Origin of the sequence: Azospirillum sp. A26, assembly GCF_042604635.1 — a bacterium.
GTDB lineage: Bacteria > Pseudomonadota > Alphaproteobacteria > Azospirillales > Azospirillaceae > Azospirillum > Azospirillum palustre.
The window spans coordinates 484,114-508,212 of record NZ_CP170474.1 but is presented as its reverse complement, the minus strand read 5'-3'; the positions used below and the strand labels follow the sequence as shown (position 1 = coordinate 508,212).

Annotated in this window: 22 protein-coding genes; 9 read left to right on the top strand and 13 right to left on the bottom strand. The window is 68.9% G+C overall.

Annotated features, from left to right (window positions below):
- Positions 1 to 45 precede the first annotated feature (45 nt).
- The 5 genes from ABNQ39_RS26010 (at position 46) to ABNQ39_RS25990 (ending at position 5,914) form a co-directional block, all read left to right on the top strand.
- A complete protein-coding gene (locus ABNQ39_RS26010) occupies positions 46 to 1,584 on the top strand; it encodes an FGGY-family carbohydrate kinase (protein ID WP_376963770.1) in 1,539 nt (512 codons plus the stop codon).
- The gene (locus ABNQ39_RS26005) at positions 1,581 to 2,327 is read left to right on the top strand and encodes an SDR family NAD(P)-dependent oxidoreductase (RefSeq protein ID WP_376963767.1); all 747 of its coding nucleotides are present in this window, start codon (positions 1,581 to 1,583) and stop codon (positions 2,325 to 2,327) included. Before ABNQ39_RS26010 ends, ABNQ39_RS26005 begins: the two co-directional genes overlap by 4 nt.
- 14 nt (positions 2,328 to 2,341) lie before the next feature.
- Positions 2,342 to 3,109 carry an SDR family NAD(P)-dependent oxidoreductase gene (locus ABNQ39_RS26000; RefSeq protein ID WP_376963764.1) on the top strand — a complete coding sequence of 256 codons (768 nt, stop codon included), beginning with the start codon at positions 2,342 to 2,344 and terminating at the stop codon, positions 3,107 to 3,109.
- Between the two features lie 100 nt (positions 3,110 to 3,209).
- Positions 3,210 to 4,337 carry an HlyD family secretion protein gene (locus tag ABNQ39_RS25995; RefSeq protein ID WP_376963761.1) on the top strand — a complete coding sequence of 376 codons (1,128 nt, stop codon included), beginning with the start codon at positions 3,210 to 3,212 and terminating at the stop codon, positions 4,335 to 4,337.
- Positions 4,334 to 5,914 (top strand): MFS transporter, encoded by a 1,581-nt coding sequence (locus ABNQ39_RS25990; RefSeq protein ID WP_376963758.1) that lies wholly within the window; start codon positions 4,334 to 4,336, stop codon positions 5,912 to 5,914. The genes ABNQ39_RS25995 and ABNQ39_RS25990 overlap by 4 nt, the downstream gene beginning before the upstream one ends.
- Before the next feature lie 38 nt (positions 5,915 to 5,952).
- Here the strand turns inward: ABNQ39_RS25990 and ABNQ39_RS25985 are convergent, their stop codons facing one another.
- The 13 genes from ABNQ39_RS25985 to ABNQ39_RS25925 all read right to left on the bottom strand — a co-directional run bounded on the left by ABNQ39_RS25985 (position 5,953) and on the right by ABNQ39_RS25925 (position 19,713).
- Positions 5,953 to 6,645, bottom strand: coding sequence for a TetR family transcriptional regulator (locus tag ABNQ39_RS25985; protein WP_376963755.1), 693 nt, complete (start codon positions 6,643 to 6,645; stop codon positions 5,953 to 5,955).
- 89 nt (positions 6,646 to 6,734) lie between these two features.
- Positions 6,735 to 7,601: a sugar phosphate isomerase/epimerase family protein gene (locus tag ABNQ39_RS25980; protein WP_376963752.1), complete on the bottom strand. Its 867-nt coding sequence runs from the start codon at positions 7,599 to 7,601 to the stop codon at positions 6,735 to 6,737.
- Positions 7,601 to 8,761 carry a dihydrodipicolinate synthase family protein gene (locus ABNQ39_RS25975; RefSeq protein WP_376963749.1) on the bottom strand — a complete coding sequence of 387 codons (1,161 nt, stop codon included), beginning with the start codon at positions 8,759 to 8,761 and terminating at the stop codon, positions 7,601 to 7,603. The genes ABNQ39_RS25980 and ABNQ39_RS25975 overlap by 1 nt, the downstream gene beginning before the upstream one ends.
- Before the next feature lie 86 nt (positions 8,762 to 8,847).
- On the bottom strand, positions 8,848 to 9,999 hold the full coding sequence (locus tag ABNQ39_RS25970; RefSeq protein ID WP_376963746.1) for a Gfo/Idh/MocA family protein: 1,152 nt from the start codon (positions 9,997 to 9,999) through the stop codon (positions 8,848 to 8,850).
- Complete coding sequence (locus ABNQ39_RS25965) at positions 9,996 to 11,372, bottom strand: hypothetical protein (protein WP_376963743.1); 1,377 nt, start codon at positions 11,370 to 11,372, stop codon at positions 9,996 to 9,998. The genes ABNQ39_RS25970 and ABNQ39_RS25965 overlap by 4 nt, the downstream gene beginning before the upstream one ends.
- A 141-nt stretch (positions 11,373 to 11,513) precedes the next feature.
- On the bottom strand, positions 11,514 to 12,338 hold the full coding sequence (locus tag ABNQ39_RS25960; RefSeq protein ID WP_098736845.1) for an ABC transporter ATP-binding protein: 825 nt from the start codon (positions 12,336 to 12,338) through the stop codon (positions 11,514 to 11,516).
- A gap of 76 nt (positions 12,339 to 12,414) precedes the next feature.
- On the bottom strand, positions 12,415 to 13,431 hold the full coding sequence (locus ABNQ39_RS25955; RefSeq protein WP_109049672.1) for an ABC transporter substrate-binding protein: 1,017 nt from the start codon (positions 13,429 to 13,431) through the stop codon (positions 12,415 to 12,417).
- A gap of 112 nt (positions 13,432 to 13,543) precedes the next feature.
- Positions 13,544 to 14,353: an ABC transporter permease gene (locus ABNQ39_RS25950; protein ID WP_098736847.1), complete on the bottom strand. Its 810-nt coding sequence runs from the start codon at positions 14,351 to 14,353 to the stop codon at positions 13,544 to 13,546.
- 236 nt (positions 14,354 to 14,589) lie between these two features.
- Positions 14,590 to 15,390, bottom strand: a complete 801-nt coding sequence (locus ABNQ39_RS25945; protein ID WP_376963738.1) for an ABC transporter permease — start codon at positions 15,388 to 15,390, stop codon at positions 14,590 to 14,592.
- A complete protein-coding gene (locus ABNQ39_RS25940; RefSeq protein ID WP_376963735.1) occupies positions 15,387 to 16,310 on the bottom strand; it encodes an ABC transporter permease in 924 nt (307 codons plus the stop codon). The genes ABNQ39_RS25945 and ABNQ39_RS25940 overlap by 4 nt, the downstream gene beginning before the upstream one ends.
- A gap of 2 nt (positions 16,311 to 16,312) precedes the next feature.
- Complete coding sequence (locus ABNQ39_RS25935; RefSeq protein ID WP_376963732.1) at positions 16,313 to 17,365, bottom strand: ABC transporter ATP-binding protein; 1,053 nt, start codon at positions 17,363 to 17,365, stop codon at positions 16,313 to 16,315.
- Between the two features lie 62 nt (positions 17,366 to 17,427).
- Positions 17,428 to 18,477, bottom strand: a complete 1,050-nt coding sequence (locus ABNQ39_RS25930) for an ABC transporter substrate-binding protein (RefSeq protein WP_376963729.1) — start codon at positions 18,475 to 18,477, stop codon at positions 17,428 to 17,430.
- Between the two features lie 282 nt (positions 18,478 to 18,759).
- Positions 18,760 to 19,713, bottom strand: a complete 954-nt coding sequence (locus ABNQ39_RS25925) for a LysR substrate-binding domain-containing protein (protein WP_376963726.1) — start codon at positions 19,711 to 19,713, stop codon at positions 18,760 to 18,762.
- Positions 19,714 to 20,082: 369 nt separating this feature from the next.
- Here ABNQ39_RS25925 and ABNQ39_RS25920 point away from each other — a divergent pair, with 369 nt between their 5' ends.
- Genes ABNQ39_RS25920 through ABNQ39_RS25905 form a run of 4 tightly spaced genes read left to right on the top strand, consistent with a single transcriptional unit; the run spans position 20,083 to position 24,088 of the window.
- Positions 20,083 to 21,216: an NAD(P)/FAD-dependent oxidoreductase gene (locus ABNQ39_RS25920; RefSeq protein ID WP_376963723.1), complete on the top strand. Its 1,134-nt coding sequence runs from the start codon at positions 20,083 to 20,085 to the stop codon at positions 21,214 to 21,216.
- The gene (locus tag ABNQ39_RS25915; protein WP_376963720.1) at positions 21,197 to 21,499 is read left to right on the top strand and encodes a (2Fe-2S)-binding protein; all 303 of its coding nucleotides are present in this window, start codon (positions 21,197 to 21,199) and stop codon (positions 21,497 to 21,499) included. Before ABNQ39_RS25920 ends, ABNQ39_RS25915 begins: the two co-directional genes overlap by 20 nt.
- Positions 21,496 to 22,947: an NAD(P)/FAD-dependent oxidoreductase gene (locus ABNQ39_RS25910; protein WP_376963718.1), complete on the top strand. Its 1,452-nt coding sequence runs from the start codon at positions 21,496 to 21,498 to the stop codon at positions 22,945 to 22,947. The genes ABNQ39_RS25915 and ABNQ39_RS25910 overlap by 4 nt, the downstream gene beginning before the upstream one ends.
- A 13-nt stretch (positions 22,948 to 22,960) precedes the next feature.
- Entirely contained in the window at positions 22,961 to 24,088 is a 1,128-nt protein-coding gene (locus ABNQ39_RS25905) for an NAD(P)/FAD-dependent oxidoreductase (RefSeq protein WP_376963715.1), read from the top strand.
- Positions 24,089 to 24,099: the final 11 nt, after the last annotated feature.

The window sequence follows — 24,099 nt, the reverse complement described above, 5'->3', positions numbered from 1 at the left end:
AAAGCGGCCCGCAAAGGGCTGCGTGTCTCCAGGGAGGACAAGGGAATGGCCTATTACCTGACCGCCGACGGCGGCACCGAAAGCCTGCGGGCGCGCATCTACGACCTGAGCGGACGCTGCCTCGGCCAGAAGGCCGTCGCCTACGACACGCAGTTCGGACCGGGCGCGCGGGCGGAGCAGGACCCGGAGGACTGGTGGCGGGCGCTGGCCGACGCCACCCGCGGCGCCGTCGCCGATGCCGGCATCGACGCGGCGGAGATCGAGGCGATGTGCTTCGCCACCACCTGCTGCACCGTCGTGGCGCTCGACGCCGACGGACGCGCGCTGCGCCCGGCGCTGCTGTGGATGGATGTGCGCGCCCATGCCGAGGCGGAGGCGGTGCTCGCCACCGGCGATCCGGCGCTGAAGATCAACGGCGCCGGCCGCGGCCCGGTCTCCGCGGAATGGATGATCCCAAAGGCGCTGTGGCTGAAGCGGAACGAGCCGGCGACCTTCGCCGCCGCCCACACCATCTGCGAATACCAGGATTTCCTCACCCTGCGCCTGACCGGCGAACGGGTGGCCAGCCTCGACAATGCCGGCCTGCGCTGGCACTACTCCAGCCGCGACGGCGGCTGGGCGCGCGGCATCCTCAAGGCGCTCGACCTCGAGGAGCTTGAGGGCAAATGGCCGGCCCGCGTGCTGGCCCCCGGCGAAGTGGTCGGCACGCTGAGGCCCGAGGCCGCCGCCACCCTCGGGCTGCGGCCGTCGGTCAGGCTGGTGCAGGGCGGGGCGGATGCGCTGATCGGCATGATCGGGCTCGGCGTCGCCCAGCCGGGGCAGCTGGCGCTGATCACCGGATCCTCGCATTTGCAATTCGGCGTCACCGAGGCGCCGCTGCATGCCCCCGGCGTCTGGGGCAGCTATCCCGACATCGTCTATCCCGGCCGCTGGATCGTCGAGGGCGGCCAGACCTCCACCGGCTCCATCGTCAACTGGCTGCGCCGCTTCAGCGGCGGCACGCTCGACCTCGCAGCCCTGAACGCCAAGGCGGCGGCGCTGGAGCCGGGATCGGACGGGCTGCTGGTGCTCGACCATTTCCAGGGCAACCGCACCCCCTACACCGACCCGCTCAGCCGCGGCGCCATCGTCGGGCTGACGCTGGCCCACGAACCGCACCATGTCTTCCGCGCCATCGTCGAGGGCATCGGCTTCGGCACCCGCGCCATCCTCGACGCCTTCAAGGCCGGCGGCTACAGCTCGACCGAGATCACGGTCGGCGGCGGCGCCACCGCCTCGCAGCTGTGGATGCAGATCCATGCCGACACCGCCGGCCTGCCGGTGCGCATCCCGGCATCCGCCGACGCGCCGTCCACCGGTTCGGCGGTGCTGGCCGCCCACGGCGCCGGCCGCTTCGCCAGCATCGACGAGGGCATCGCCGCGATGGTCCGCCCCGGCACCAGCATCGAGCCGCGTCCGCGCGAATCCGCCCTCTACCAGGAGATCTACCAGCGCTACCTCGCCCTCTATCCGGCGCTGAAGGGCGTGCTGAACGGGCCGGTGCCCGCTACGGCCGCAACTCCGGTCAAGGAGCCCGCGGCATGAAGGAGTTCGACCTCACCGGCCGGCTTGCCGTCGTCACCGGCGGGGCCGCCGGCATCGGCCAATCCATCGCCCGCGTCCTGACCGAGGCCGGCGCCCGCGTCGCCATCCTCGACCGCGACGGCGAGGCCGCCCGCCGGCTGGCGGCGGAGATCGGCGGGCTGGCCTACAGCCTCGACGTCACCGATGCCGAGGCGGCCGAGGAGACCGCCGCCCGTCTGGTCGCCGAGGCCGGCGTGCCGCACATCCTCGTCAACAACGCCGGGATCGTCCACAACGGGCCGGCGCTTGAGGTCGATCTGGCCGACTGGCGCCGGGTGATCGACGTCAATTTGCACGGCGTCTTCCACACCGCCCGCGCCTTTGGCCGGCCGATGGTCGAGGCGGGCAGGGGGGCGGTCGTCAACATAAGCTCGATGTGCGGCGAGATCGTCGTCCATCCCCAGCCCCAGGCCGCCTACAACGCCGCCAAGGCGGGGGTCAATCTGCTGACCAAATCGCTGGCGGTGGAATGGGCCGGGCGGGTGCGGGTCAACGCCGTCGCCCCCGGCTACATCGCCACCGAACTGACGCTGGCCGGCCGTTCCCGCCCGGACTGGTTCGAGCGCTGGCTCGCCGCCACGCCGATGGGCCGGCTGGGCGAACCGCGCGAGATCGCGTTAGCCGTCGCCTTCCTCGCCTCCGACGCGGCGAGCTTCATCACCGGAACCGTCCTGGCCGTCGATGGCGGCTACACCGCTCTTTGAAGGAGAACACCGACATGGCACAGGGCAACAGGACACAGGGGAAGATCGCGCTTGTCACCGGCGCCAGCCGCGGCATCGGCCGCGCCATCGCTCTCGGACTGGCGGAGCGCGGCTTCGACCTCGCGCTGAATGACATCGCCCGGCAGGCCGGCGCGCTGACCGAGACGGCGGGGGAGGCGCGGGCGCAAGGCGTCCGGGTGGTCGAGCTGCACGCCGACGTGTCGGCGAAGGACGAGGTGCAGGCGATGGTCGACCGTGCCGTCGCCGAACTCGGCACCATCCACGCGCTGGTCAACAATGCCGGCATCCTGATCGCCGCGACGGTGGAATCCTGCCCGGAAACAGCCTGGGATCAGGTGATGGACGTGAACGCCAAGGGCACCTTCCTGGTCACCCAGGCGGTGCTGCCGCTGATGAAGGCGCAGGGCTACGGCCGCATCTGCAACATCGCCTCCATCGGCGGCAAGCACGGCGCGCCGGAGCAGGCGCATTACTCGGCGTCGAAGGCTGCGGTGATGGGCTTCACCCGCGTGCTGGCGCAGGAGGTCGGGCCGCTCGGCATCACCGCCAACTGCGTCTGCCCCGGCATCATCCTGACCGACATGGGCCGGGTGAACTTGGACGACCCGGCGATCCGCGACGGCTGGAAGGCCAAGACCGCCATGGCGCGGATCGGCGCGCCGGAGGATGTCGCCGGGCCGGTGGCCTTCTTCTGCTCCGATGACAGCGCCTTCGTCACCGGCCAGACGCTGAACGTCGACGGCGGCATCGTCCTGTCCTGACCGGTCGCAAGCGGGGCTACACCTTGGTGCAAGGCGCTTTTCCGCGGGCCATCGCGTAGGGTCGGCCGGACCGTTCCGACAGGCCGATGGAGAGCCCCGCATGAGCGATGCCGCAGCGCCACCCCAGCAAGCGGTTCAGCAACCCCCTCCGGCTGCTCCCCCGCCGGTGGCCTGGAGCCCCTGGCTGGTGCGGCTGGCGGTGCTGGGGCTGGCGGTTGTGCTGCTGGTGGCCTTCGCCACGCGCTGGGACCGCTGGCTCGGCTCCGCCGCGCGCCAGACCACCAGCGACGCCTATCTCCAGGCCGACATCACCCCGTTGTCGGCCCAGGTGGCGGGCGTCGTCCGCGACATGCCGGTCGAGGACTTCCAGCGGGTGAAGGCCGGCGATCCGGTGGCGACGATCGTCGACGACGACTACCGCGCCCGCGTGCAGCAGGCCGACGCGGCGCTGGAGGCCGCCGATGCCGCCATCGCCCAGCTCGACATCCAGAAGCGCACCCAGCGCGCCCTGGTCGATCAGGCCGAGGCGAACGTCCATGGGCTGGAGGCCGAGGCGTGGCGGGCGCGGCTGGAGGAGGCGCGGCAGCGCTCCCTCACCGAGCAGGGCGTCGCCGGCACGCTCCAGGCGCTGCAACAGGCGCAGGCGACCTCACGCCGGGCCCAGGCGGCGCTGGAGGCCGGACAGGCCCAGGTCGACCAGCAGAAGGCGGCGCTCGACGGCATCGACGTGCAGGTGCGGCAGGCCAAGGCGACCCGGCTGCAACGGCAGGCCGATCTCGACCTCGCCCGCATCACGCTCGACCGCACGACGATTCGCGCGCCGGCCGACGGCATGGTCGGCCAGCGGCAGGTCCGCCCCGGCCAGTATGTCGGGCAGGGCAGCCAGATCGTCACGCTGGTGCCGCTGCCGGCGGTGTGGGTGATCGCCAACTACAAGGAAACCCAGATGACGCGGATCCGGTCCGGCCTGCCGGCGACCGTCCGCATCGACAGCTTCCCCGACGTGACGCTGACCGGCCGGGTCGCCGCCCAGTCGCCGGCCAGCGGCAGCCAGTTCGCCCTGCTTCCCCCCGACAACGCCACCGGCAACTTCACCAAGATCGTCCAGCGCATCCCGGTGAAGATCGTCCTCGACGGCCCCCACCCGTTGCAGGACCGCCTGCGGCCCGGCATGTCCGTCGTCGTCACCATCGACACCGATGGAGAGGTTCGGGAGGGCGGATCTTGAGCGTCGGTCTGGCCGGCGGGCGGCTGTCCCGGATCCTGCTGCGCCCGGCCCAGCCGATCCTGACCCACCATCCCATCGTCGGGCTGCTCGGTGTCATGCTGGGGGCGCTGATCTCCACCCTGACCTCGCGCATCACCACCTTCGGGCTGGCCGACATCCGCGGCGCCATCGGCGCCGGCTTCGACGAAGGCGCCTGGATCACCACCGCCTACACGGTGGCGCAGATGCTGGTCGCCCCGGCCGCCGCCTTCCTCGGCGTGGTGTTCGGGCCGCGCCGGGTGCTGCTGGTGTCATCCCTCACCTACGGGCTGGCGATGCTGGCTCTGCCGCTGACCGGCACGCTGACCGGGGTGCTGACCTTCCAGCTGCTGGCCGGGCTGTCGTCGGGCACCTTCATCCCGCTGACCATCGGCTTCATCGTCCGCAACCTGCCGCCGCGCTACGTCGTCTACGGCATCGCCGTCTATGCGATGAATGTCGAGCTGTCGCTGAACTTCGCCGCCTCGGTCGAAGGCTGGGTGATCGAGCATCTCGACTGGCGCTGGCTGTTCTGGGACACCGCGCTGCTGGCGCCGCTGATGGCGCTGTGCGTCCATTTCGGCATGCCGGCCGAGCCGGTCCGCCGCGACCTGCTGAAGGACGGCGACTGGTGGGGCATCGCCTATGCCAGCCTCGGCTTCGCCCTGCTCTATGCCGGGCTCGACCAGGGCAACCGGCTGGACTGGTTCAATTCCGGCCTGATCACCGGCCTCTTCCTGTCCGGCGGCCTGCTGGTCGGCGCTTTCGTCGTGCAGGAGCTGACCTGCCCCAAGCCCTGGATCACCTTCAGCGCGCTCTTCCGCGGCAACATCCCGCTCTTGTGCCTGCTGCTGGTGCTGCTGCGGCTGGTCATGCTGTCCACCGCCTATCTGGTGCCGCAGTTCATGATCACCGTGAACAATTACCGCGCGCTGGAGGTCGGGGACACGCTGCTGCTGATCGCGCTGCCGCAGTTCCTGCTGGCGCCGCTGGTCGGCACGCTGCTTCGCCATGCCGATCCGCGGGTGGTGATGGCGGCCGGCTTCGCCGCGGTGGGGCTGGCCTGCTGGCTCGCTTCGCACCTGACAGCCGACTGGGTCGGCGCCGATTTCCTGCCCTCCCAGATGCTCCAGGCCTTCGGCCAGTCCTTCGCCATGACCTCGCTGATCTATTTCAACATCAAGAACCTGTCCCAGGCCCACATCCTGGCGCTGGGCGCCCTGTTGCAGACCTCGCGCCTGCTCGGCGGCGAGCTGGGCGCCGCCTTCATGCAGACCTTCGTCCGCGTGCGCGAGCAGTTCCACAGCTTCCGGCTGGTGTCCGACGTGGTGGCCGGCGGCACCGACACCGTCCACCGGCTGGCCGGCGGCATGGCGCGGCTCGCCGCCCGCTCCACCGGGCCTGAGGAGACGACCGACCGCGCCCTGTCGCTGCTGGCGGCGGCGGTGCGCAAGCAGGCCTATGTGCTGGCCTACATCGACGGCTTCGTCGTCATCGCCTGGTTCATCGTCGGCGGCCTGCTGCTGATCGCCCTGCTGCGCCCGGCGCCCAAACAATAGGAGTGGTCAGAATCTGACCACCCCCCTTTTCCCGGCCCTCACGGCCGCAGCGACTTCAGCACCAGCTCCACCATATGGTCCAGCCGCTCCTTCCGCGCCGGGTCGGCCAGCAGGTCGCGGCCGAAGATGACCGACAGGGTGTGGACGTTGGACAAATAGAAGTAGGACAGCCCGGCGATGGAGATGTAGAGCTGCACCGCATCGACCCCGGCCCTGAACACTCCCTGCTTCACCCCGCGCGCCAGCACGTCGCCGATCATCTGCACGAAGGGGGAGTGCATCGACTGCACCTGCCCCGAGGTCTTCAGCAGCTCGGCCCGGTGCAGGTTCTCGATGTTCAGCAGGGCCATGAATTCGGGATGGTCGATGAAATACTGCCAGGTGAAGCCGATCAGCCGCGCGATGGCCTCGGGCGGGGCCAGCTTGTCCAAATTCAGCGTGCGCTCGGTCTCGCGGATGTGGGCATAGGCATCCTCAAGGACCGCCAGATACAGCTCTTCCTTGTTGCCCACATGGTAATAGAGCATGCGCTTGTTGGTGCCGGCCTGCTCGGCGATGCGGTCGACGCGGGCGCCGCCCAGCCCATAGCGCGCGAACTCCTCCGTCGCGGCGGCCATGATGCGGGCCCGCGTTCCCTCCGGGTCGCGGGTCACCTTGACCGGCGCCGCGGCGCCTCTGGCGGGTGCGGGGGCGGGCGGCGCCGGTTCGGGGGTGTCGGTCAGGCTGTCCATGCGGGAAGCCGGCTCCTGCGGTCCGGGGGAGGGGGCTTGTTCTCCCCCATGGTAGAAGCGTCCGCCAACGATTTCAAACCACGCTCATTTTAAACCACGCTGCGGTGGCGTTCGATGCAGGTGTCCAGCACCTCGCCCATCGGCTTCTCCCACCAGGTGGCTTGCGAGAAGATCTCCACCTCCGAGTAGCCGGCGAAGCCGCACTCCTCGACCCAGCCGCGGATGCGCGGGATGTCGATGACGCCGTCGCCCATCATGCCGCGGTCGAGCAGCAGGTCGGTGGTCGGCACCAGCCAGTCGCAGACATGGAAGGCCATCAACCGTTCCTTGCCGGCGCGGCGGATCTGCGCCTCCAGATCCGGATCCCACCAGACATGATAGACGTCGACCGCCACCCCCAGCGCCCCCGACTTCTCCGGATCCAGCCGGTCGCAGAGGTCGAGCGCATGGGCCATCGTGTTCACGCAGGCGCGGTCGGCGGCATACATCGGGTGCAGCGGCTCGATGGCCAGCGGCATGCCGGCCTTGCGGGCATAGTCCAGCAGCTCGGCGATGCCGTCCTCGACCTGCGAGCGGGCCAGCGCGATGTCCTTGCTGACCGGCGAACCGGGCCGGGAGAATTGCGGCAGCCCGCCGACCACCAGCACGAGACAGGCGGCATCCAAAGCTTTCGCCTCGTCCACCGCGCGGCGGTTGTCGTCGCGCACCTCCGCCGCCTTGGACGGGTCGGCCGGGAACATGCCGCCGCGGCAATAGCCGGACAGCTCAAGCTCTCCCGCCCGCACCGCCCGCACCGCGGCGTCGAGCCCGACCGTCGCCACCTGATCGCGCCAGGGCGCGACGGCGCGGATGCCGCGGCGGGCGCAGGCGTCGAGGATCTCGACCAGATCGCCCTGCTTGCGCACCGTGGCGGTGTTGATCGACAGCCAGCGATGATCTTCGGAGAAGTCCCGCATCAGGCGATCCCCCGCACCGCCAGCACCGTCGCCATCCGCTGGGCCGCGCGGTCCGGATCGGACAGCAGCCCGGCCTTGTCGGCCAGCCGGAACAGCTCGGCCAGATGCAGGGTGGAGCGTGTGCTCTCCTGCCCGCCCACCATGGTGAAATGGTCCTGATGGCCGTTCAGATAGGCCATGAAGACGACGCCGGTCTTGTAGAAGCGGGTGGGCGCCTTGAAGATATGGCGCGACAGCGGCACGGTCGGCGCCAGGATGTCGTGGAACCCCGCCTCGTCGCCCTCGGCCAGATGGGCCAGCGCCGCGGCTGCGGCCGGCGCGATGGCGTCGAAGATGCCGAGCAGCGCGTCGGACTTGTGCTGCCCGTCGCCGGCGATCAGCTCGGCGTAATTGAAGTCGTCGCCGGTGTACATGCGCACGCCGTCCGGCAGGCGGCGGCGCATGACGATCTCCTTTTCCTTGTCGAGCAGCGAGATCTTGATGCCGTCCACCTTGGCGGCATAGTCGCCGATGATCGACAGCGCGGTGTCCATCGCCGCATCGACGTCGGCCGTGCCCCAATAGCCGGCCAGCGCCGGGTCGAACATGTCGCCCAGCCAGTGCAGGATCACCGGCTGTTTCACCTGCGACAGGATGCGGCCATAGACGCGGACGTAATCCTCCGGCCCCTTGGCGACGCGGGCCAGCGCGCGCGACGCCATCAGGATGATGCGGCCGTCCAGTGCCTCGATGGCCTCGATCTGCTCCTCATAGGCGCGGATGACGTCGTCGACGCTTCGGGCGTTCTCCGGCGGCAGATGGTCGGTGCCGGCGCCGCAGGCGATCACCCCGCCGCGCGCCTTGGCCGCCGACTGCGACCGCCGGATCAGCTCCAGCGAGGTCGGCCAGTCCAGCCCCATGCCGCGCTGCGCCGTGTCCATCGCCTCGGCGACGCCGAGGCCGAGGTCCCACAGATGCTCGCGGAAGGCGATGGTGCGGTCCCAGTCGATGGCCGGGGCCAGCCACGGATCGCACTCGGCCAGCGGGTCGGCGACCATATGGGCGGCGGCGAAGGCGATGCGGGTCAGCGGCCGTTCGGTGCGGGCGGGAAAGCCGCGCGGCGGGGCCAGCGTGTAGCTTTCGATGCTGCGGTCGGCGCGGGGGAGGCGGATGGTCGGCATGGGCGGTGTTCCTGGAAAAGTCGCAGCGGAGGGGCCGGGGGAGGGGTGGGGGAGGGGGCGGTCCGCACCCCTCCCCGGCGAACGCCTCAGCCCTCGATGGCCGGCACGTCGACCCAGCGGCGTTCGCGCCAGCTCTGCATCGCGCATTCCACCAGCTGGACGCCCTTGGCGCCTTCGATCAGGCCGTGATTGTAGGGGGTGTCCTCGACCACATGGCGGATGAAGGACTCCCACTGCACCTTGAAGCCGTTGTCGAACACGGCGTTGTCGGGCACCGGCTGCCAGGTGTCGTAAAAGTCGATGGTCTGCTTCTGGTCGGGGTTCCACACCGGGCGCGGCGTGCCCTGGCGCGGTTGGATCACGCAGTCGGTCAATCCTGCGACCGCCGAGCCGTTGGTGCCGTCGACGTGGAAGGTCACCAGATCGTCGCGGTAGACGCGGGTGCACCAGGACGAGTTGATGGTGGCGATCACCCCGCCCTCAAGCTCGAACATCGCATAGGCGGCATCGTCGGCGGTGGCCTTGTAGGGCTTGCCCTTCTCGTCCCAGCGCTCCGGGATGTGGGTGGCGCCCAGGCAGGAGATGCTCTTCACCGTGCCGAACAGGTTGTCGAGCACATAGCGCCAGTGGCAGATCATGTCGAGGATGATGCCGCCGCCGTCTTCCTCGCGGTAGTTCCACGAGGGACGCTGCGCCGGCTGCCAGTCGCCCTCGAACACCCAGTAGCCGAACTCGCCGCGCACCGACAGCATGCGGCCGAAGAAGCCGCTGTCGCGCAGCATGCGCAGCTTCTCCAGGCCCGGCAGGAACAGCTTGTCCTGCACCGTGCCGTTCTTCACCCCGGCCTCGGCGGCCAGCCGGACGACGCGCAGCGCCTCGTCCAGGTTGGTGGCGATGGGCTTCTCGCAATAGACATGCTTGCCGGCGCGGATCGCCTTCTCCAGCAGCGTCGGGCGCATCTGGGTGGTGCCGGCGTCGAAGAAGATCACGTCGTCCGGGTTTTCCAGCGCGGCGTCGATGTTGTCGCTCCAGCGCTCGATGCCGTGGCGGCGGGCCAGCTCCTGCATCTTCTCGGCGTTGCGGCCGACGATGATCGGGTCGGGCATGACGCGCGAGCCGTCCGACAGGGTGACGCCGCCCTGGGCGCGGATCGCCAGGATCGAGCGGATCAGGTGCTGGTTCATGCCCATCCGCCCGGTGACACCGTGCATGATGAGGCCAAGGCGCTTGGTGCTCATGGGTGGACTCCTTCGGAAAACGCTGATGTCGGGTTTGAAAGGGGGGAAAGCGTGGCCCGGTCGGGGCCCGCTGAAGAGGCGAAACCGGGACCGCGCAGCGCGGCGGTCGGCAGCCGGCCGGAGCCGGTGGCGAGCCTGACCGTGCCGTCGGCGCGGCGGTCGTAGAAACCGGGATGGGCGGCGAGGAAGGCATCGGCTTCGGCGGCGCTGCCGAAGCCCTCGCCATACTGGTGCCCGTTGCGCTCGGCATGCGGGATGCCGAGGAAGGCGACCAGCGCGGTGTCCTGCTGCACCGACAGACCGGCCTGACAGGTCAGATCCTCGGCGGAGATGAAGTGCGGCGGCCCCCAGGCCGCGCAGCGGGCGCGGTTGAGCATCGCCTTGTAGAGGCCCTTGCAGGATTTCGACGACACCCCGCGATAGCCCATCGCGCGGGCGCGCGGGAAGGCGTCGTAGCCGTCGTCGGACTCGTCGATGATGACCGGCACCCGCTCCGCCACTGCGCCCAGCGGCCGGGCGAGCGCCGCCTCCCGCGTGATCGGCTGTTCCAGATAGGCCAGCGCCCTGCGGAAGCAGGCGAGCGCCGGGGAGGCGTCGATGCGGTCGAGCAGGTCCGCGACATGGTCGGCGTCGCGATACTGCTCGTTGCCGTCCAGCGTGGCGCGGTAGCCGGGGGCGGCGGTTTCCAGCACGCCGGCCAGCTCCACCAGCCGCTCGGCATCGGCGGCAGCGTCGCCGCCGAGCTTGATCTTGAACCAGCGCAGCGGCGTGCGCTCCAGCAGGGCGCGCAAATCTTCCGCCTTGTCGAGCAGCCCGACGGTGTGGCGCAGCTCCACCTCGCGGAGCGGAGAAAGCCCGCGCAAAAATCCGTCGAGATCGAAACCGGCGAGGTCGGGCGCCAGCCGCGCATCCAGCCCGGCGACATTGCCGCCCAGCCCGTCGAACGCGTTCAGGCCCAGCACCCGCTGCAACCCGTCGAGCACCGCCTTGTCGATCTGCGCCGGCCCGAAGGCGGCGGCCAGCTTCGGCTCCAGCACCGGGCTGTAGGCGGCGTGATGGCCGAAGGCGGTGTCGAGCCGGTCATCCGACAGATAGGCATCGCGCGCTTCGATCAGCGAGCGGCGCAGCCCGTCCACCGTCTGGGCCGGGCTGCGGTCCGGCGTCTTGTCGAACCATTTCGGCATCATCATCTCTGCCGTCGCCCCCCAGGCCTCCCCCTGTCCCTCGACCGCGACCAGGGCGCGGACGAAGGATTGCGGGGCGGCCTCCACCGTCACCGCGCCGAAGCGGAACGGCTTCACGAAACGGACGGGCCGCTCGTACAGCTCGATGGCGCGGATGCGGAGACGGGGGGCGGACATGGCGGCAGACATGGTGAGAGTCTTTCCGTACGTCTTCGGCCGTCATTCCCGCGAAGGCGGGACTCCAGCCTGCGCAGCGATTCACCTGCGAAGTTGTCTGGATCCCCGCCTTCGCGGGGATGACGCAAAGTTTCTGCGGTGGGCGTCCGGCGCTTAGTCGAGGTGACCCTGCGCCGCGAAATGCTTGCGGATGGTCTGGGTCAGCTGGATGAACGTCGGGTCGCCCATGACGTCCAGCGTCCGCGGGCGCGGCAGCGGGACCTCGTAGGTGGCGGCGATGGTGCCGGGCCGTTCCGACATCACCATCACCCGGTCGGCCAGGAACACCGCCTCGGGGATCGAGTGGGTGATCAGGATCACCGTCTTGCCGGTCTCGTGCTGGATGCGTTGCAGCTCGACATTCATCCGTTCCCGCGTCATGGCGTCGAGCGCGCCGAACGGCTCGTCCATCAGCAGGATCTTCGGATCGTGCACCAGCGCCCGGCACAGGGCGGCGCGCTGCTGCATGCCGCCCGACAGCTGCCAGGGATACTTGTTCTCGAACCCCTTCAACCCGGTCATCTCGACCAGCTTATGGGCGCGTTCCAGATAGCGCTCGCGCGGCAGGCGGCGGATCTCCACCGGCAGCATGATGTTGCGCAGCACCGACCGCCAGGCCAGCAGGGTCGGGCTCTGGAAGACGATGCCGGTGTCGTCGTGCGGCTCGGTGACCGTGTCGCCCTCGATTTTGATGGTCCCGCTGCTGACCGGCAGCAGGCCGGCCAGCATCTTCAGCAGGGTGGACTTGCCGCAGCCGGACGGACCGACCACCACCAGGAATTCGCCCGGCCGCACGTCGAAGGTGATCGGGCGGAGCGACGGCACCTCGCCGTCGCGGGTGCGGTAGGTCTTGGTCACGCCGTCGATGCGGATCAGCGGCTCGCCGGACAGGCGCTGCGTCGCCGCCTCGCCGACCAGTTTCAACTGAGGCTGTGCCATGCTCTCCTCGTCGCTCCCTGCTGTGGGCTGGGCGGTGGGCCGTGCGGTGGGCCGGTCGGTCACGTCTGGCTCGCGCTTACTTGGCGGCGGCGTTCACGGCGGCGGCGGCCGGGTCGGGCGGCAGGAACTCGCGGGTGTAGAAGCGCTTGGGGTTCTCCTTGGCCGCCGCGTCCAGCCCGCCATACTCGACCAGCAGATCGACCGTCTCCTTCATGTTGGCGTCGGTGACCTGGAAGGGCCGCAGCTTCTCCGTCTCCTTGGTGCGGTAGAGCGGGATGGTCAGCTCGAAGCCTTCCTGGAGCGTGTCCGGCTTGCCGCCCTTCGGGTTGGCCTTCAGGATGGCGGCGGCTGCGTCCTTCGGCGCCTTCTCCGCCTCTTCCACCGCCTTGGTGGTGGCGGCCATGAAGCGGCGGACGAGGTCCGGGTTGCTCTTCATCACGTCGGTGTTGGCGATGATGCCGGAGGAGACCATGTTGACGCCGTAATCGGCGAAGCGGATCGGCGTCACCGACTTGCCGGTGGCGTCCTTGATCTTCATGCTCTGGTCCATGACGTAGCCCAGCAGCAGGTCGGCCTGGCCGTTGATGACGGCGTTCAGCTTGGTCTGCGCGTCGCCCGACACCACCTCGAAGTCACGCTCCTTCAGGCCGGTCTTCTTCAGGAACAGCGGCCAGATCTGGGACATGCTGTCGCCCGGCGTCATGGCGACGATGCGGTTCTTGATGTCTTCCGGCTTGCGGATGTTCTTCTCGGTGAAGCCCATCGCCGACATCGGGCTGGTCTGCAACAGCACGCCCGGCGAGGTCACCGGCGCGCCCTTCATGGCGGCCTTGATCATGGTCGGCACGTCGACATAGCCGAAGGTGACACCCTTGCTGGCGACCAGCTGCGTCGTCACCGCCGAGCCGCGGCCTTCCTGGATTTCCAGGTCGATGCCCTCGGCCTCGTAGAGCCCCTTGTCCTTGCCGTAATAGAAGGGCGCATGCTCGCCATAGACGTACCAGTTCAGCATCAGCGTCACCTTGTCGGCGGCCTGCGCCGGCAGGGTGGAGGCGGCAAAGGCGCAGAGCGCTGCGACGATGGTTTTCTTCATCACGACCGGTGACCTCCCATGGGTGGTGGATCGCCCCGTCGGCCTGCATTGTGCGGCTTCGGGGTTCTTGTCGATGAACCGAGGTTTCGAAGTGCCGTTAGACGACGGGCCATTAGGCGCCGAGATTGGCCTTGTGGCGCTGGCTGGAGTGCCAGGGAATGGAGAAGCGCTCGACCACGTCGATGACCCAGAACAGCACGACGCCCATCAGCGCCAGCACGGTCAGCGCCGCGAACATCAACGGCAGCTCGAAATTGCCGATGGAGCGTTGCAGGACGAAGCCGATGCCGGAGTTGGAGCCGACGAATTCGCCGACCACCGCCCCGACCACCGCCAGCGTGATCGAGACCTTCAGCCCGGCGAAGATCGCCGGCAGCGCATGCGGCAGGCTGACCATCTGGAAGGTCTGGAGGCGCGACGCCTTCATCGAGCGGGCGAGGTCCATCATCTCGTTGTCGACCGACTTGAAGCCCTGCACCGCCGACACCACCACCGGGAAGAAACCCAGCAGGAAGGCGGCGATCACCTTCGGCATCAGGCCGAAGCCGAACCACACCACGAACAGCGGCGCGATGGCGACCTTGGGGATCGACTGCGAGAAGACCAGCAGCGGGTAGACATAGGCCTCGACCACGCGCGATCCGGCAATCAGCATCGCGATGGGGATGCCGAACAGCACCGACAGTGCGAAGCCGCCGAGCGTGGCCGTGAAGGTCGGGACGGATTCGGCCAGCAGGCGCGGCCATTCGTCGATCATCGCCAGCACGACGTCGCCGGGTTTCGGCACGAGATAGGCGGGAACGCCGAACACCCGGACCGACAGATCCCACAGAACCAGCAGGATGACCATCAGCAGGATGGGGCGGACCCAGTCGGAATTGAGCAGGCGCAATGCTGCGCCCGAGCGAGAGCGGGGTTCCATGCGTCTCCTCCGGCCGGCGGGCTCGGGGCGACCAGTGTGGCGGTCGCTATGTTTTAACCGGCTGGTTAAAAGTACGTCCGCATGCCCCCTGCGGTCAACACAGAAAATGGCGTGGACGAATCATTTGCATTCTGAACCATCGGCGTAACGGCTCCGATGCTGCGCAAAAAAATTGCCCCGCACCGGGGAGGTGCGGGGCAGTTCAGGGAGGAAACCTTGAGGAAGAAGCGCCCGTGTCAGTCGCGGCCCTTGCCGACCAGCAGCCGCTCCAGCCCATAGACGCGGTCGAGCACCAGCATGGCGGCCACCGTCAGGAAGATCAGCACCGCCGACACCGCCGCGACCAGCGGGTCGATGTTGTCCTGGATGTAGAGGAACAGGCGGACGGGCAGGGTGGTGGTCTCCGGCGAGGCGATGAAGACGGTCATCGTAACCTCGTCGAAGCTGTTGATGAAGGCCAGCACCCAGCCGCTCGCCACGCCCGGCAGGATCAGCGGCAGCGTCACCCGGCGGAAGCTGGTCCAGGACGAGGCGCCCAGCGACGCGGCGGCGTTCTCCACCGCCCGGTCCATGCCGGTGGATGCCGCCAGGATCAGCCGCAGCGCGAAGGGCAGGATGATGATGACATGGCTCAGCACCAGCCCGGCGAAGGTGCCGCCCAGCCCGATCATGGTGAAGAAGCGCAGGAAGGCGATGCCGAGAACGATGTGCGGCACCATCAACGGCGACAGGAACAGCGCCTGGATCGCCTCGCGCCCGAAGAACTGGTGGCGGGCGATGGCGAGAGCCGCCGGCACCGCCACCAGGATCGCCAGGGTGGAGGACACCGCCCCCAGCAGCAGGCTGTCCTTGAAGGCGCGGATGAATTCCGGATTGTCGCCAATGGCGCGGAACCAGCGCAGCGACAGCCCCTCGGTCGGCAGCGACAGATAGCCCTGCGAGGTGAAGGCGACCGCGCAGACGATCAGGATCGGCGCCAGCAGGAAGCCTAAGAACAGGACGTGGAAGATCAGCGCGAGCGGGCCGTTGCGGTTCATTCGAACACCTGTTTGTAGCGACGTTCGACCAGCCGGTTGCAGCCGACGATGATGACGACGTTGGCGATCAGCAGCAGCACCGCCACAGTGGCGCCCAAGGGCCAGTTCAGCGTGTTCAGGAATTCGTCATAGGCGAGCGTCGCCGCCACCTTCAGCCGCCGCCCGCCGATGATCGCCGGGGTGGCGAAGGCGCTGGCCGCCAGCGCGAAGACGATGATCGATCCCGACAGGATGCCCGGCACGATCTGCGGCAGCACCACCCGGCGCATCACCGTCAGCGGCCCGGCGCCCAGCGACAGCGCCGCATTCTCCACCTGCGGGTCGAGCCGCTGGAGCGAGGCCCAGACCGACAGCACCATGAAGGGCACCAGCACATGGGTCAGCGCGATGATGACGCCGGTCTCGGTGTACATGAACTCGATGGGCGTCGCGATCAGCCCCAGCCCCATCAGCCCCTGGTTGACCAGCCCGGTCGAGCCGAACAGCAGCGCCCAGCCCAGCGTCCGCGACACCACCGAGATCAGCAGGGGCCCCAGCACGATCAGCAGGCACAAGCCCCGCCACGGCGACTTCATCCGGCGCAGGATGTAGGCCTCCGGCGCGCCGAACAGCGCGCAGAGCAGCGTCACCACCGCGGCGATGCGGAAGGTGCGCAGGAAGACCTCGTGGAAATAGCTGTCGGCGATGATGTCGGCATAGTTGCCGATCTGCCAGACGTTCTCGATGCCGCCATAGAAGCTGAAGCTGTTCAGCGACAACAGGAAGGTCATCGCCAGCGGTACCAGCAGCAGCACCGCGAACAAGGCCAGACCCGGCGCGCTCAGCAGATAGGGTGTCCATGGCCAGCGGCGCGGCCGGCGCGGCAGCGGTGCCGCAGATGCCTGGGTGCCGGAGGCGTGGCTTTCGGTGGATGCCGCCATGCTCATGCCGCCTCCCGATCAGCAGGCATCACCGCCATGTCGTCCGCCCGCCAGCCGACCATCACCCGCTCGCGCTCCGCCGGCAGGGGCGAGCCGTCATGCTGGCGGATCACCATCAATCGGCCGGCGGCGGTCTCGATCTCGAACAGCCATTGCGTGCCCTGGAAGACGCGGGCCAGCACGGTGCCGCTGAGGCCGCCGGCATCGACGAAGCCGATCTTCTCCGGTCGGACGGCCAGCGCCCCCGGCCCCGCCGCCATCGGCTGCGCCACCGGCCAGACGCTGTCGGCCACCGTGATGACGGTCCCGCCCGCGCCGCCGCCGACCATGCCCGGCAGCAGGTTGGTGCGGCCGAGGAAGTTGGCGACGAAGGCGTTGGCCGGGTGGTCGTAGGCCTCCTGCGGGGTGGCGACCTGCTGGATGCGGCCCTTGTTCATCACCACCACGCGGTCGGACAGCGCCATCGCCTCCGACTGGTCGTGGGTGACCAGGATCATGGTGGTGCCGACGGTGCGCTGGATGCGGCGCAGCTCGATCTGCATCTCCTCGCGCATCTTGGCGTCCAGGTTCGACAGCGGCTCGTCCAGCAGCAGCAGGCTCGGCTTGATCACCAGCGCGCGGGCAAGCGCCACGCGCTGCTGCTGGCCGCCCGACATCCGGCGCGGGTGGCGGTCGCCATACTGCTCCAGCCCGACCAGCTTCAGCGCGTCGGCGACCATGCGGTCGCGGTCGGCACGATTGATCTTCCGCATCTCCAGCCCGAAGGCGACGTTCTCCGCGGCGGTCATGTGCGGGAACAGGGCATAGCTCTGGAAGACGATGCCGAGCCCGCGCTCGTTCGGCTTCTTCGCCAGCAGATCCTGGCCGTCCAGCATCACCCGGCCGCCGTCGGCGTCGAGGAAGCCGGCGATCATCTGCAAGGTGGTGGTCTTGCCGCAGCCCGACGGCCCCAGCAGCGAAATCAGCTCGCCCTTCTCAACGGTCAGCGAGACGTTGTCGACCGCCGTCCAGTTTCCGAAGCGCTTGGTCAGTTGGTCGAGAACCAGATAAGCCATGTCGTCGTCTCCCTTTCCCCGCACCCCCTCTCCCCAGGGGGAGAGGGGATTAGCCCCTTACCTCAGCGCTCGATCTCGCGGGTCCAGCGCTTGTTCCAGACTTCGCGGTTCTTGTTGATGGTGTCCCAGTCCACCACCAGCAGCTTGCCGACCTGTTCCGGACCGTAGGGGATGCCGGCCTGCTTTTCGGCGGGCAGCTCGACCGTCTTGTTCACCGGGCCGAAGCCGGCGCTGACGGCGAGAGCGGTCTGCGCCTCGACGCCCAGCATGTGCTGGATGAACTTCTGCGCTTCGGGCGCATTCTTGCTGCCGGCGACCTGACAGGCGGCGGAGCCCAGCACGATGCCGCCTTCCTTGGGATAGACGAAGGTGGCGGGGAAGCCGGTGTCGGCCAGCGCCTTGGCGCGGCCCGAGCCCCAGACGGCGATGACGGCTTGGTTGCTCTGGAACAGCTCGGTCATCTTGCCCGGCGATGGCTCATAGGCCAGCACGTTCGGGTTGATCTTGTCCTTGAACTCCTTGAAGCCCGGCTCGATGTTGGTCTCGCCGCCGCCGTTCAGGCGCGCCATCATCACCAGCGCGTGCAGGCCGTAGCTGTTGTTGATCGGCGGGATCGCCAGCTTCTTCTTGAAGCGCGGATCCTCGATGTCCTTCCACGAGGTCGGGGCCGGGATCTTGTTCTCGTCGAAATAGGCCTTGTTGTAGAGGATGCCGGTGCCGACGGCGCCGAAGTTGACCGCCTTGCCCGACGGCATCTTCGCCAGATCGTAGAGCTGGTCGTAGACCGGCGCCTTCTCCAGGTCGGCGCAGAAGTTCAGCGCCACCGCCTGATACATCGGGCCGTCGTCGAGGATGACGACGTCGATCTGCTGGTTGCCCCGCTGGGCCTGCAGCTTGGCGAGGTTGTCGGTCGAATTGCCGGCGACATACTCGATCTTCAACCCGTTCGCCTTTTCGAAGGCCGGGATGATGTCCTTGCGCATGGTCTGCTCGAACGATCCGCCATAGGCGGCGACATAGAGCGTCTTTTCCTGGGCCTGGGCCGTCTGCACCGCGGCCATGCCGCACCACAGGGCCGCCGTCGCCATCAACCCGCACATCACCGAGCGCATCGTCATTCTCCTCTAGAGCCTTGATCCCTGTTGGCAGGGTCCCTGTTCATCGGGTTCCCAGTTCCATGGAAGCCTGTTCCTGGCCTGGGGGTTCATCTGGGGCTGATCTTCGGACCGCATCGTCTGTTAAGGACCGGATCGCCGCTTTAACCGTCCGTCACCTTGCCGGCCGCCCGTTTTCGGGCTGTTTTTCGTGAAGGTCCCGGCAGGACATGGATCAAGGGTGATGGTGCAGTCACATAACCGTCAAATCGAATTCCCGCCATCATTCATCCGGAAATGTTATAATTCCGTGCTGCGAACGAGTTGAGCGGGGTTTCCGGCGCCGCCGATCCCGAGAAAACTGTCGCGGAAGCGGGTCGCCTCCTCCAGGAAACCGGCCAGGAAATCCTCGGCGATCATTGACAGCGGCACCTGGGCGGAGCGCAGGATGGCGATGTCGAAGCCGATGCGCGGTTCGAACGGGCGGACGACCAGCCCGTGCGGGACGTAGTCCTGGGCGGTGAAGGGGTCGACGATCGACATGCCGTAGCCGGCCGCCACCATGGCGCAGGCGTTCATCGTCAGTTGGGTTTCCACCCGCATCAGCCGCGACACGTCATGATCGGCGAAGATGGTGTCGATGCGGGAGCGCAGCAGGGCCGGCGGGCTGGTGGAAATGAAGCTCTCCCCCTCGAAATCCTTCGGCGCCAGCACCTCTTTGGCGGCCAGCGGATGGCCGGGCGGCAGGATGGCGACGGCGGGTATGCCGTGGATCTTCTCGGTCAGCACCGCCGCATGGTCGATGGGGGTGTGGGCGAATCCCAGCTCGCACTGGCCGGTCGCCACCCAGTCCAAAATGATCGGCGAGGTGCTGCCGCGCAGCGCGATGTCCACCCGCGGCCGGTCGCTGAGGAAGCGCGCGACATAGCGCGGCAGGAACCCCACCCCCAGCGCCGGCATCGCCGCCACCCGCAGCGCCCCGCTGCGCCTCGCGGTCAGGTCGCGCGCCGTCTGCTCGATCAGTTCCAGCCCGACGAAGGCGCGGTCGACCACCTGATAGAGCGAGATCGCCTCGCTGGTCGGGGCGATGCGCGGGCCGCGCCGTTCGAACAGCGTCAGCTTCAGCGCATATTGCAGGTCGCCGATCAGGCGGCTGACCGCCGGCTGCGAGATGTTCAGCAGCTCCGCCGCCGCGGTGATGCCGCCGGTCAGCATGACGGCGCGGAAAGCCTCGATCTGGCGCGGATTGATCATGGCGCCCGCCCGGTCCGAAAGACCGAATCATAACATTCAGTCATGAAACACCCCTTCGATCTGATTTGACAGTTATAGGTTGGCTGCCGATGCTGTCGCAAGGATCACGGGAACTCGGGGGAACGGTCGGGTGGCGCCGGGCAGAATCCCGCGGTGCTCCGGCAAAGAAAACCCTGCAGTTTGCAATACATCCATGTGTAACGCCGGCAGATCCGGCGCGACCTCAAGGATATACGGTGCACCGATAAATATTCGACACTGTATACGGGTGCCGAATTCGGCGATGCGCGCCATACGATAAATGCGGCGGCCGGTGCGCACGGAGTGTGCGATTCCGTCAGCGCGACTGAAAAGGCGGGAGTGGAGACGATGACGCAGCCCAGTCGGGGCGGAGAATACGACGTCGCCGTGATCGGCGGCGGGCTGGTCGGATCGGCGCTGGCCTGGGGTCTCGCCCGTGCCGGCCAGAAAGTCGCCATGCTGGACGAGGGCGACATCGCCGTGCGCCCGTCGCGCGGCAACTTCGCCCTGGTCTGGGTGCAGGGCAAGGGCCTCGGCATGCCGGAATATGCCGGCTGGACCAAGAAATCCTCCGACGACTGGAGCGGCTTCGCCGACCTGCTGCGCGAGCAGACCGGGCTCGACGTCGCCTACCGCCGTCCCGGCGGCTTCATGCCGATGCTGTCGGAAGAGGATTTGCAGGCCCGCGCCAACACCATGATGCGGCTGCACAACCAGCCGGACATGATCCGTTACCCCTACGAGGTGATGGACCGCGAGACGCTGCGCAAGGAACTGCCCTTCATCGGGCCGGACGTGGTCGGCGGCACCTATTGCCCGCTGGACGGTCACTGCAACTCGCTGCGGCTCTTGCGCACCCTGCACAAGGGCATCACGATGCTGGGCGTCGACTACCGCCCCAACCACCGGGTCGAGCGCATCGAGCATCGCGACGGCGGCTTCCACATGACCACAGCAGCCGGCGAAGTCCGCGCCGGCAAGATCGTGCTGGCCGCCGGCCATGACAGCGCGCGGCTGGCGCCGATGGTCGGGCTGTCGGCCCCCGTCCGCCCGCAGCGCGGCCATGTCATCGTCACCGAGAAGACCGCCCCCTTCCTGCACCACCCCACCGTCTACATCCGCCAGACCGACGAGGGCGGGGTGATGATCGGCGACAGCTTCGAGGAGGCCGGCTTCGACACCACGCTGCAACCCGGCGTGTCGTCGGCCATCGCCCAGCGCGCCATCCGCTTCTTCCCGCTGCTGGGCAAGCTGAACGTGGTGCGCAGTTGGGCGGCGCTGCGCGTGCTGACGCCGGACGGCTTCCCGATCTACGAGGAATCGAAGACGGCGCCCGGCGCCTTCGTCGCCACCTGCCACAGCGGCGTCACCCTTGCCGCCAACCATGCGCTGACGCTGGCGCCGCTGATCGCGGCCGGCGGCCTCGGCGACAGCTTCACGCCCTTCAGCGCCCGGAGGTTCCATGTTCCGCAGGCTGCCTGAGATCGAATCCGCTGCCCAAGCGGTCTCCTTCACCATCGACGGCCGTCCGGCCAGCGCGCGGGCCGGCGACAGCGTCACCGCCGCCCTGCTGGCGAACGGCGTCACCGCCTGCCGCACCACGGCCGTGAGCGGCGCGCCGCGCGGTCCCTACTGCATGATGGGCGTCTGTTACGACTGCCTCGTCACCATCGACGGCACCGGCAACCGCCAGGGCTGTCAGGTGCGCGTGGCCCCCGGCATGGCGGTGGAAACCCAGAACGGCAAGCGCGAGGTGGAGCGGTGAGCAAGTTCGATTTCGACATCGCCGTCGTCGGCTCCGGCCCCGCCGGCCTCGCCGCCGCTGCGCTGGCCGCGTCCAAGGGCGCATCGGTCGTCCTGCTCGACGAGCAGACGGAGCCGGGCGGCCAGATCTACCGCGCGGTCACCGAAACGCCGGTGCGCGACCGCAAGGTGCTCGGCCCCGACTACTGGCATGGCGCTGAGCTGCTGGGTCCGCTGCGCGACAGCGGTGCCGTCCACTGGCCGGGCACCATCGTGTGGAGCGTCGCCCGTCCCCGTGAGGACGCGGGCGACGGACACCGTCCGATCCAGATCGGCCTGTCGCGCAACGGGTCGGCGTCGATGCTGACCGTGCGCCACGTCATCCTGGCGACCGGCGCCCTGGAGCGGCCCTTCCCGGTCCCCGGCTGGACCCTGCCGGGCGTGCTCGGCGCCGGTGCGGCGCAGGTGCTGCTGAAGACCTCCGGCCTCGTGCCGTCGGGCGCCACGGTGATGGCGGGCAGCGGCCCGCTGCTCTGGCTGCTGGCCTGGCAGTATCTCCAGGCCGGCGCGCGGATCGACGCCATCCTCGACACCACGCCGAAGGAGAACTGGCGCGCCGCCCTGCCGCTGCTGCCCGGCTTCCTGCGCTCGCCCTATCTTGGCAAGGGCATGAAGCTGATGCTGGAGGTGCGGCGCAAGCTGACCGTCATCGGCAACGTCACCGCGCTCCGCGCCGAAGGTGCCATCGGCGGGGACAGCGCGTTGAAGAGCGTCGTCTACACCCGCAACGGCACCGAGCACCGGCTGCCTGCCGACACCCTCCTGCTGCATCACGGCGTGATCCCAAACCTGAACCTCGCCAACGCCACCGGCTGCGCCCAGCGCTGGGACGAGCAACAGCGCTGCTGGCGTCCGACCACCGACGAGTGGGGCGCCACCTCGGTCGAGGGCGTGTCGCTGGCCGGCGACGGCGCCGGCATCGGCGGTGCCCGCGCGGCGGAGGAAGCGGGCCGGCTGGCCGCGCTCGACGCGCTGCACCGGCTGGGCCGCATCGGGCGCGAACAGCGCGACAAGGCGGCAGCCCCGTTCCGCGCCGCGCTCGACCGCGCGCTGACCGGCCGCGCCTTCCTCGACACGCTCTACACCCCGGCGGAAGCCTTCCGCGTCCCGGCCGACGACACCATCGTCTGCCGCTGCGAGGAGATCACCGCCGGTGCGGTGCGCGAGGCGGTGCGGCTCGGCTGCTCCGGTCCCAATCAGGCCAAGAGCTTCCTGCGCTGCGGCATGGGTCCGTGCCAGGGCCGGCTCTGCGGCCCGACCGTGACCGAGGTCATCGCGGCGGAGCGCGGCGTCTCCCCGGCGGAGGTCGGCTATTACCGGCTGCGCCCGCCGGTGAAGCCGATCACGCTGGCCGAGCTGGCCGCCCTGCCGAAGACCGACGCCGACATCGACGCCGTGTTCAAGCACTGACCGGAGGCGCCCGATGACCGCGACCGCCTCCTTCAAACCAGACGTCATTGTCATCGGCGGCGGCCTGCACGGCTGCTCCGCCGCACTGCACCTGTCGATGCGCGGCGTGCGCGTGCTGGTTCTGGAGAAGGACCATGTCGCCCGCCACGCCTCCGGCGTCAATGCGGGCGGCGTGCGCCAGCTCGGCCGCCATGTCGCCGAGGTGCCGCTGACCGTCGCCTCGATGGCGCTTTGGCACCGCATCCGGGATCTGGTGGACGACGATTGCGGTTTCGAAAGCCACGGCCAGATCAAGGTGGCGGAGAGCGAGGCCGAACTGGCGACCTCGCACGCCCGCGTCGCCGAACTGGGGGCGCTGGGCTTCACCCACGAGGAGGTGATCGGCCGGGACGAGCTGCGCGCGCTGGTGCCGGCCATCGCCGATCACTGCGTCGGTGCCCTGGTGTCGCGCGGCGACGGCGCGGCGATCCCCTTCCGCACCACCTTCGCCTTCCGCCGCAAGGCCATTTCGCTCGGCGCCCGCTTCCAGGAGGGCGGCGCCGTGACGCGGCTGTCCCGCCAGGGCGGCCTGTGGACCGTCGAAACCGCCGACGGTGCCCGCTTCGAAGCGCCGGTGGTGGTGAACGCCGCCGGGGCCTGGGCCGACCGCATCGCCGCGCAGGTGGGGGAGCCGGTGCCGCTGGAGGTCATCGCGCCGATGCTGATGATCACCGCCCGCGTCGCCCCCTTCATCAAGCCGGTGGTCGGCGCCACCGGCCGCACCCTGTCCTTCAAGCAGTTCCCCAACGGCACCGTGCTGATCGGCGGCGGCCTGCTCGGCCGGGCGGTGCGCGACGAGAACCGGACGGAGCTGGACTTTTCGCAGGTGTCGGTGAACGCCCGCACGGTGTGGGACCTGTTCCCGTGCATGCGCGGCGCCACCATCGTCCGCTCCTGGGCGGGGATCGAGGCGCGGATGCCGGACCAGATCCCGGTGATCGGCCCCAGCGGCACCGAGCCGGACCTCTACCATTCCTTTGGTTTCTCCGCGCACGGCTTCCAGCTTGGCCCTATTGTCGGGCGCATCACCGCCGACCTGATCACGGGCGGGTCCACCGACCTGCCCATCGCCCCGTTCAGCATCGGCCGCTTCGCCGCCTGACCCTTTGGAGC

Coding starts and splice junctions, on each gene's coding strand:
- ABNQ39_RS25905 (WP_376963715.1), top strand. CDS start 22,961: ATGACCGCGACCGCCTCCTTCAAACCAGACGTCATTGTCATCGGCGGC.
- ABNQ39_RS25985 (WP_376963755.1), bottom strand. CDS start 6,645: ATGGACAGCCTGACCGACACCCCCGAACCGGCGCCGCCCGCCCCCGCA.
- ABNQ39_RS26000 (WP_376963764.1), top strand. CDS start 2,342: ATGGCACAGGGCAACAGGACACAGGGGAAGATCGCGCTTGTCACCGGC.
- ABNQ39_RS25995 (WP_376963761.1), top strand. CDS start 3,210: ATGAGCGATGCCGCAGCGCCACCCCAGCAAGCGGTTCAGCAACCCCCT.
- ABNQ39_RS25950 (WP_098736847.1), bottom strand. CDS start 14,353: ATGGAACCCCGCTCTCGCTCGGGCGCAGCATTGCGCCTGCTCAATTCC.
- ABNQ39_RS25965 (WP_376963743.1), bottom strand. CDS start 11,372: ATGTCTGCCGCCATGTCCGCCCCCCGTCTCCGCATCCGCGCCATCGAG.
- ABNQ39_RS26005 (WP_376963767.1), top strand. CDS start 1,581: ATGAAGGAGTTCGACCTCACCGGCCGGCTTGCCGTCGTCACCGGCGGG.
- ABNQ39_RS25940 (WP_376963735.1), bottom strand. CDS start 16,310: ATGGCGGCATCCACCGAAAGCCACGCCTCCGGCACCCAGGCATCTGCG.
- ABNQ39_RS25960 (WP_098736845.1), bottom strand. CDS start 12,338: ATGGCACAGCCTCAGTTGAAACTGGTCGGCGAGGCGGCGACGCAGCGC.
- ABNQ39_RS25915 (WP_376963720.1), top strand. CDS start 21,197: ATGTTCCGCAGGCTGCCTGAGATCGAATCCGCTGCCCAAGCGGTCTCC.
- ABNQ39_RS25955 (WP_109049672.1), bottom strand. CDS start 13,431: ATGAAGAAAACCATCGTCGCAGCGCTCTGCGCCTTTGCCGCCTCCACC.
- ABNQ39_RS26010 (WP_376963770.1), top strand. CDS start 46: ATGGCCTATTACCTGACCGCCGACGGCGGCACCGAAAGCCTGCGGGCG.
- ABNQ39_RS25980 (WP_376963752.1), bottom strand. CDS start 7,601: ATGCGGGACTTCTCCGAAGATCATCGCTGGCTGTCGATCAACACCGCC.
- ABNQ39_RS25935 (WP_376963732.1), bottom strand. CDS start 17,365: ATGGCTTATCTGGTTCTCGACCAACTGACCAAGCGCTTCGGAAACTGG.
- ABNQ39_RS25925 (WP_376963726.1), bottom strand. CDS start 19,713: ATGATCAATCCGCGCCAGATCGAGGCTTTCCGCGCCGTCATGCTGACC.
- ABNQ39_RS25930 (WP_376963729.1), bottom strand. CDS start 18,477: ATGCGCTCGGTGATGTGCGGGTTGATGGCGACGGCGGCCCTGTGGTGC.
- ABNQ39_RS25945 (WP_376963738.1), bottom strand. CDS start 15,390: ATGAACCGCAACGGCCCGCTCGCGCTGATCTTCCACGTCCTGTTCTTA.
- ABNQ39_RS25920 (WP_376963723.1), top strand. CDS start 20,083: ATGACGCAGCCCAGTCGGGGCGGAGAATACGACGTCGCCGTGATCGGC.
- ABNQ39_RS25970 (WP_376963746.1), bottom strand. CDS start 9,999: ATGAGCACCAAGCGCCTTGGCCTCATCATGCACGGTGTCACCGGGCGG.
- ABNQ39_RS25975 (WP_376963749.1), bottom strand. CDS start 8,761: ATGCCGACCATCCGCCTCCCCCGCGCCGACCGCAGCATCGAAAGCTAC.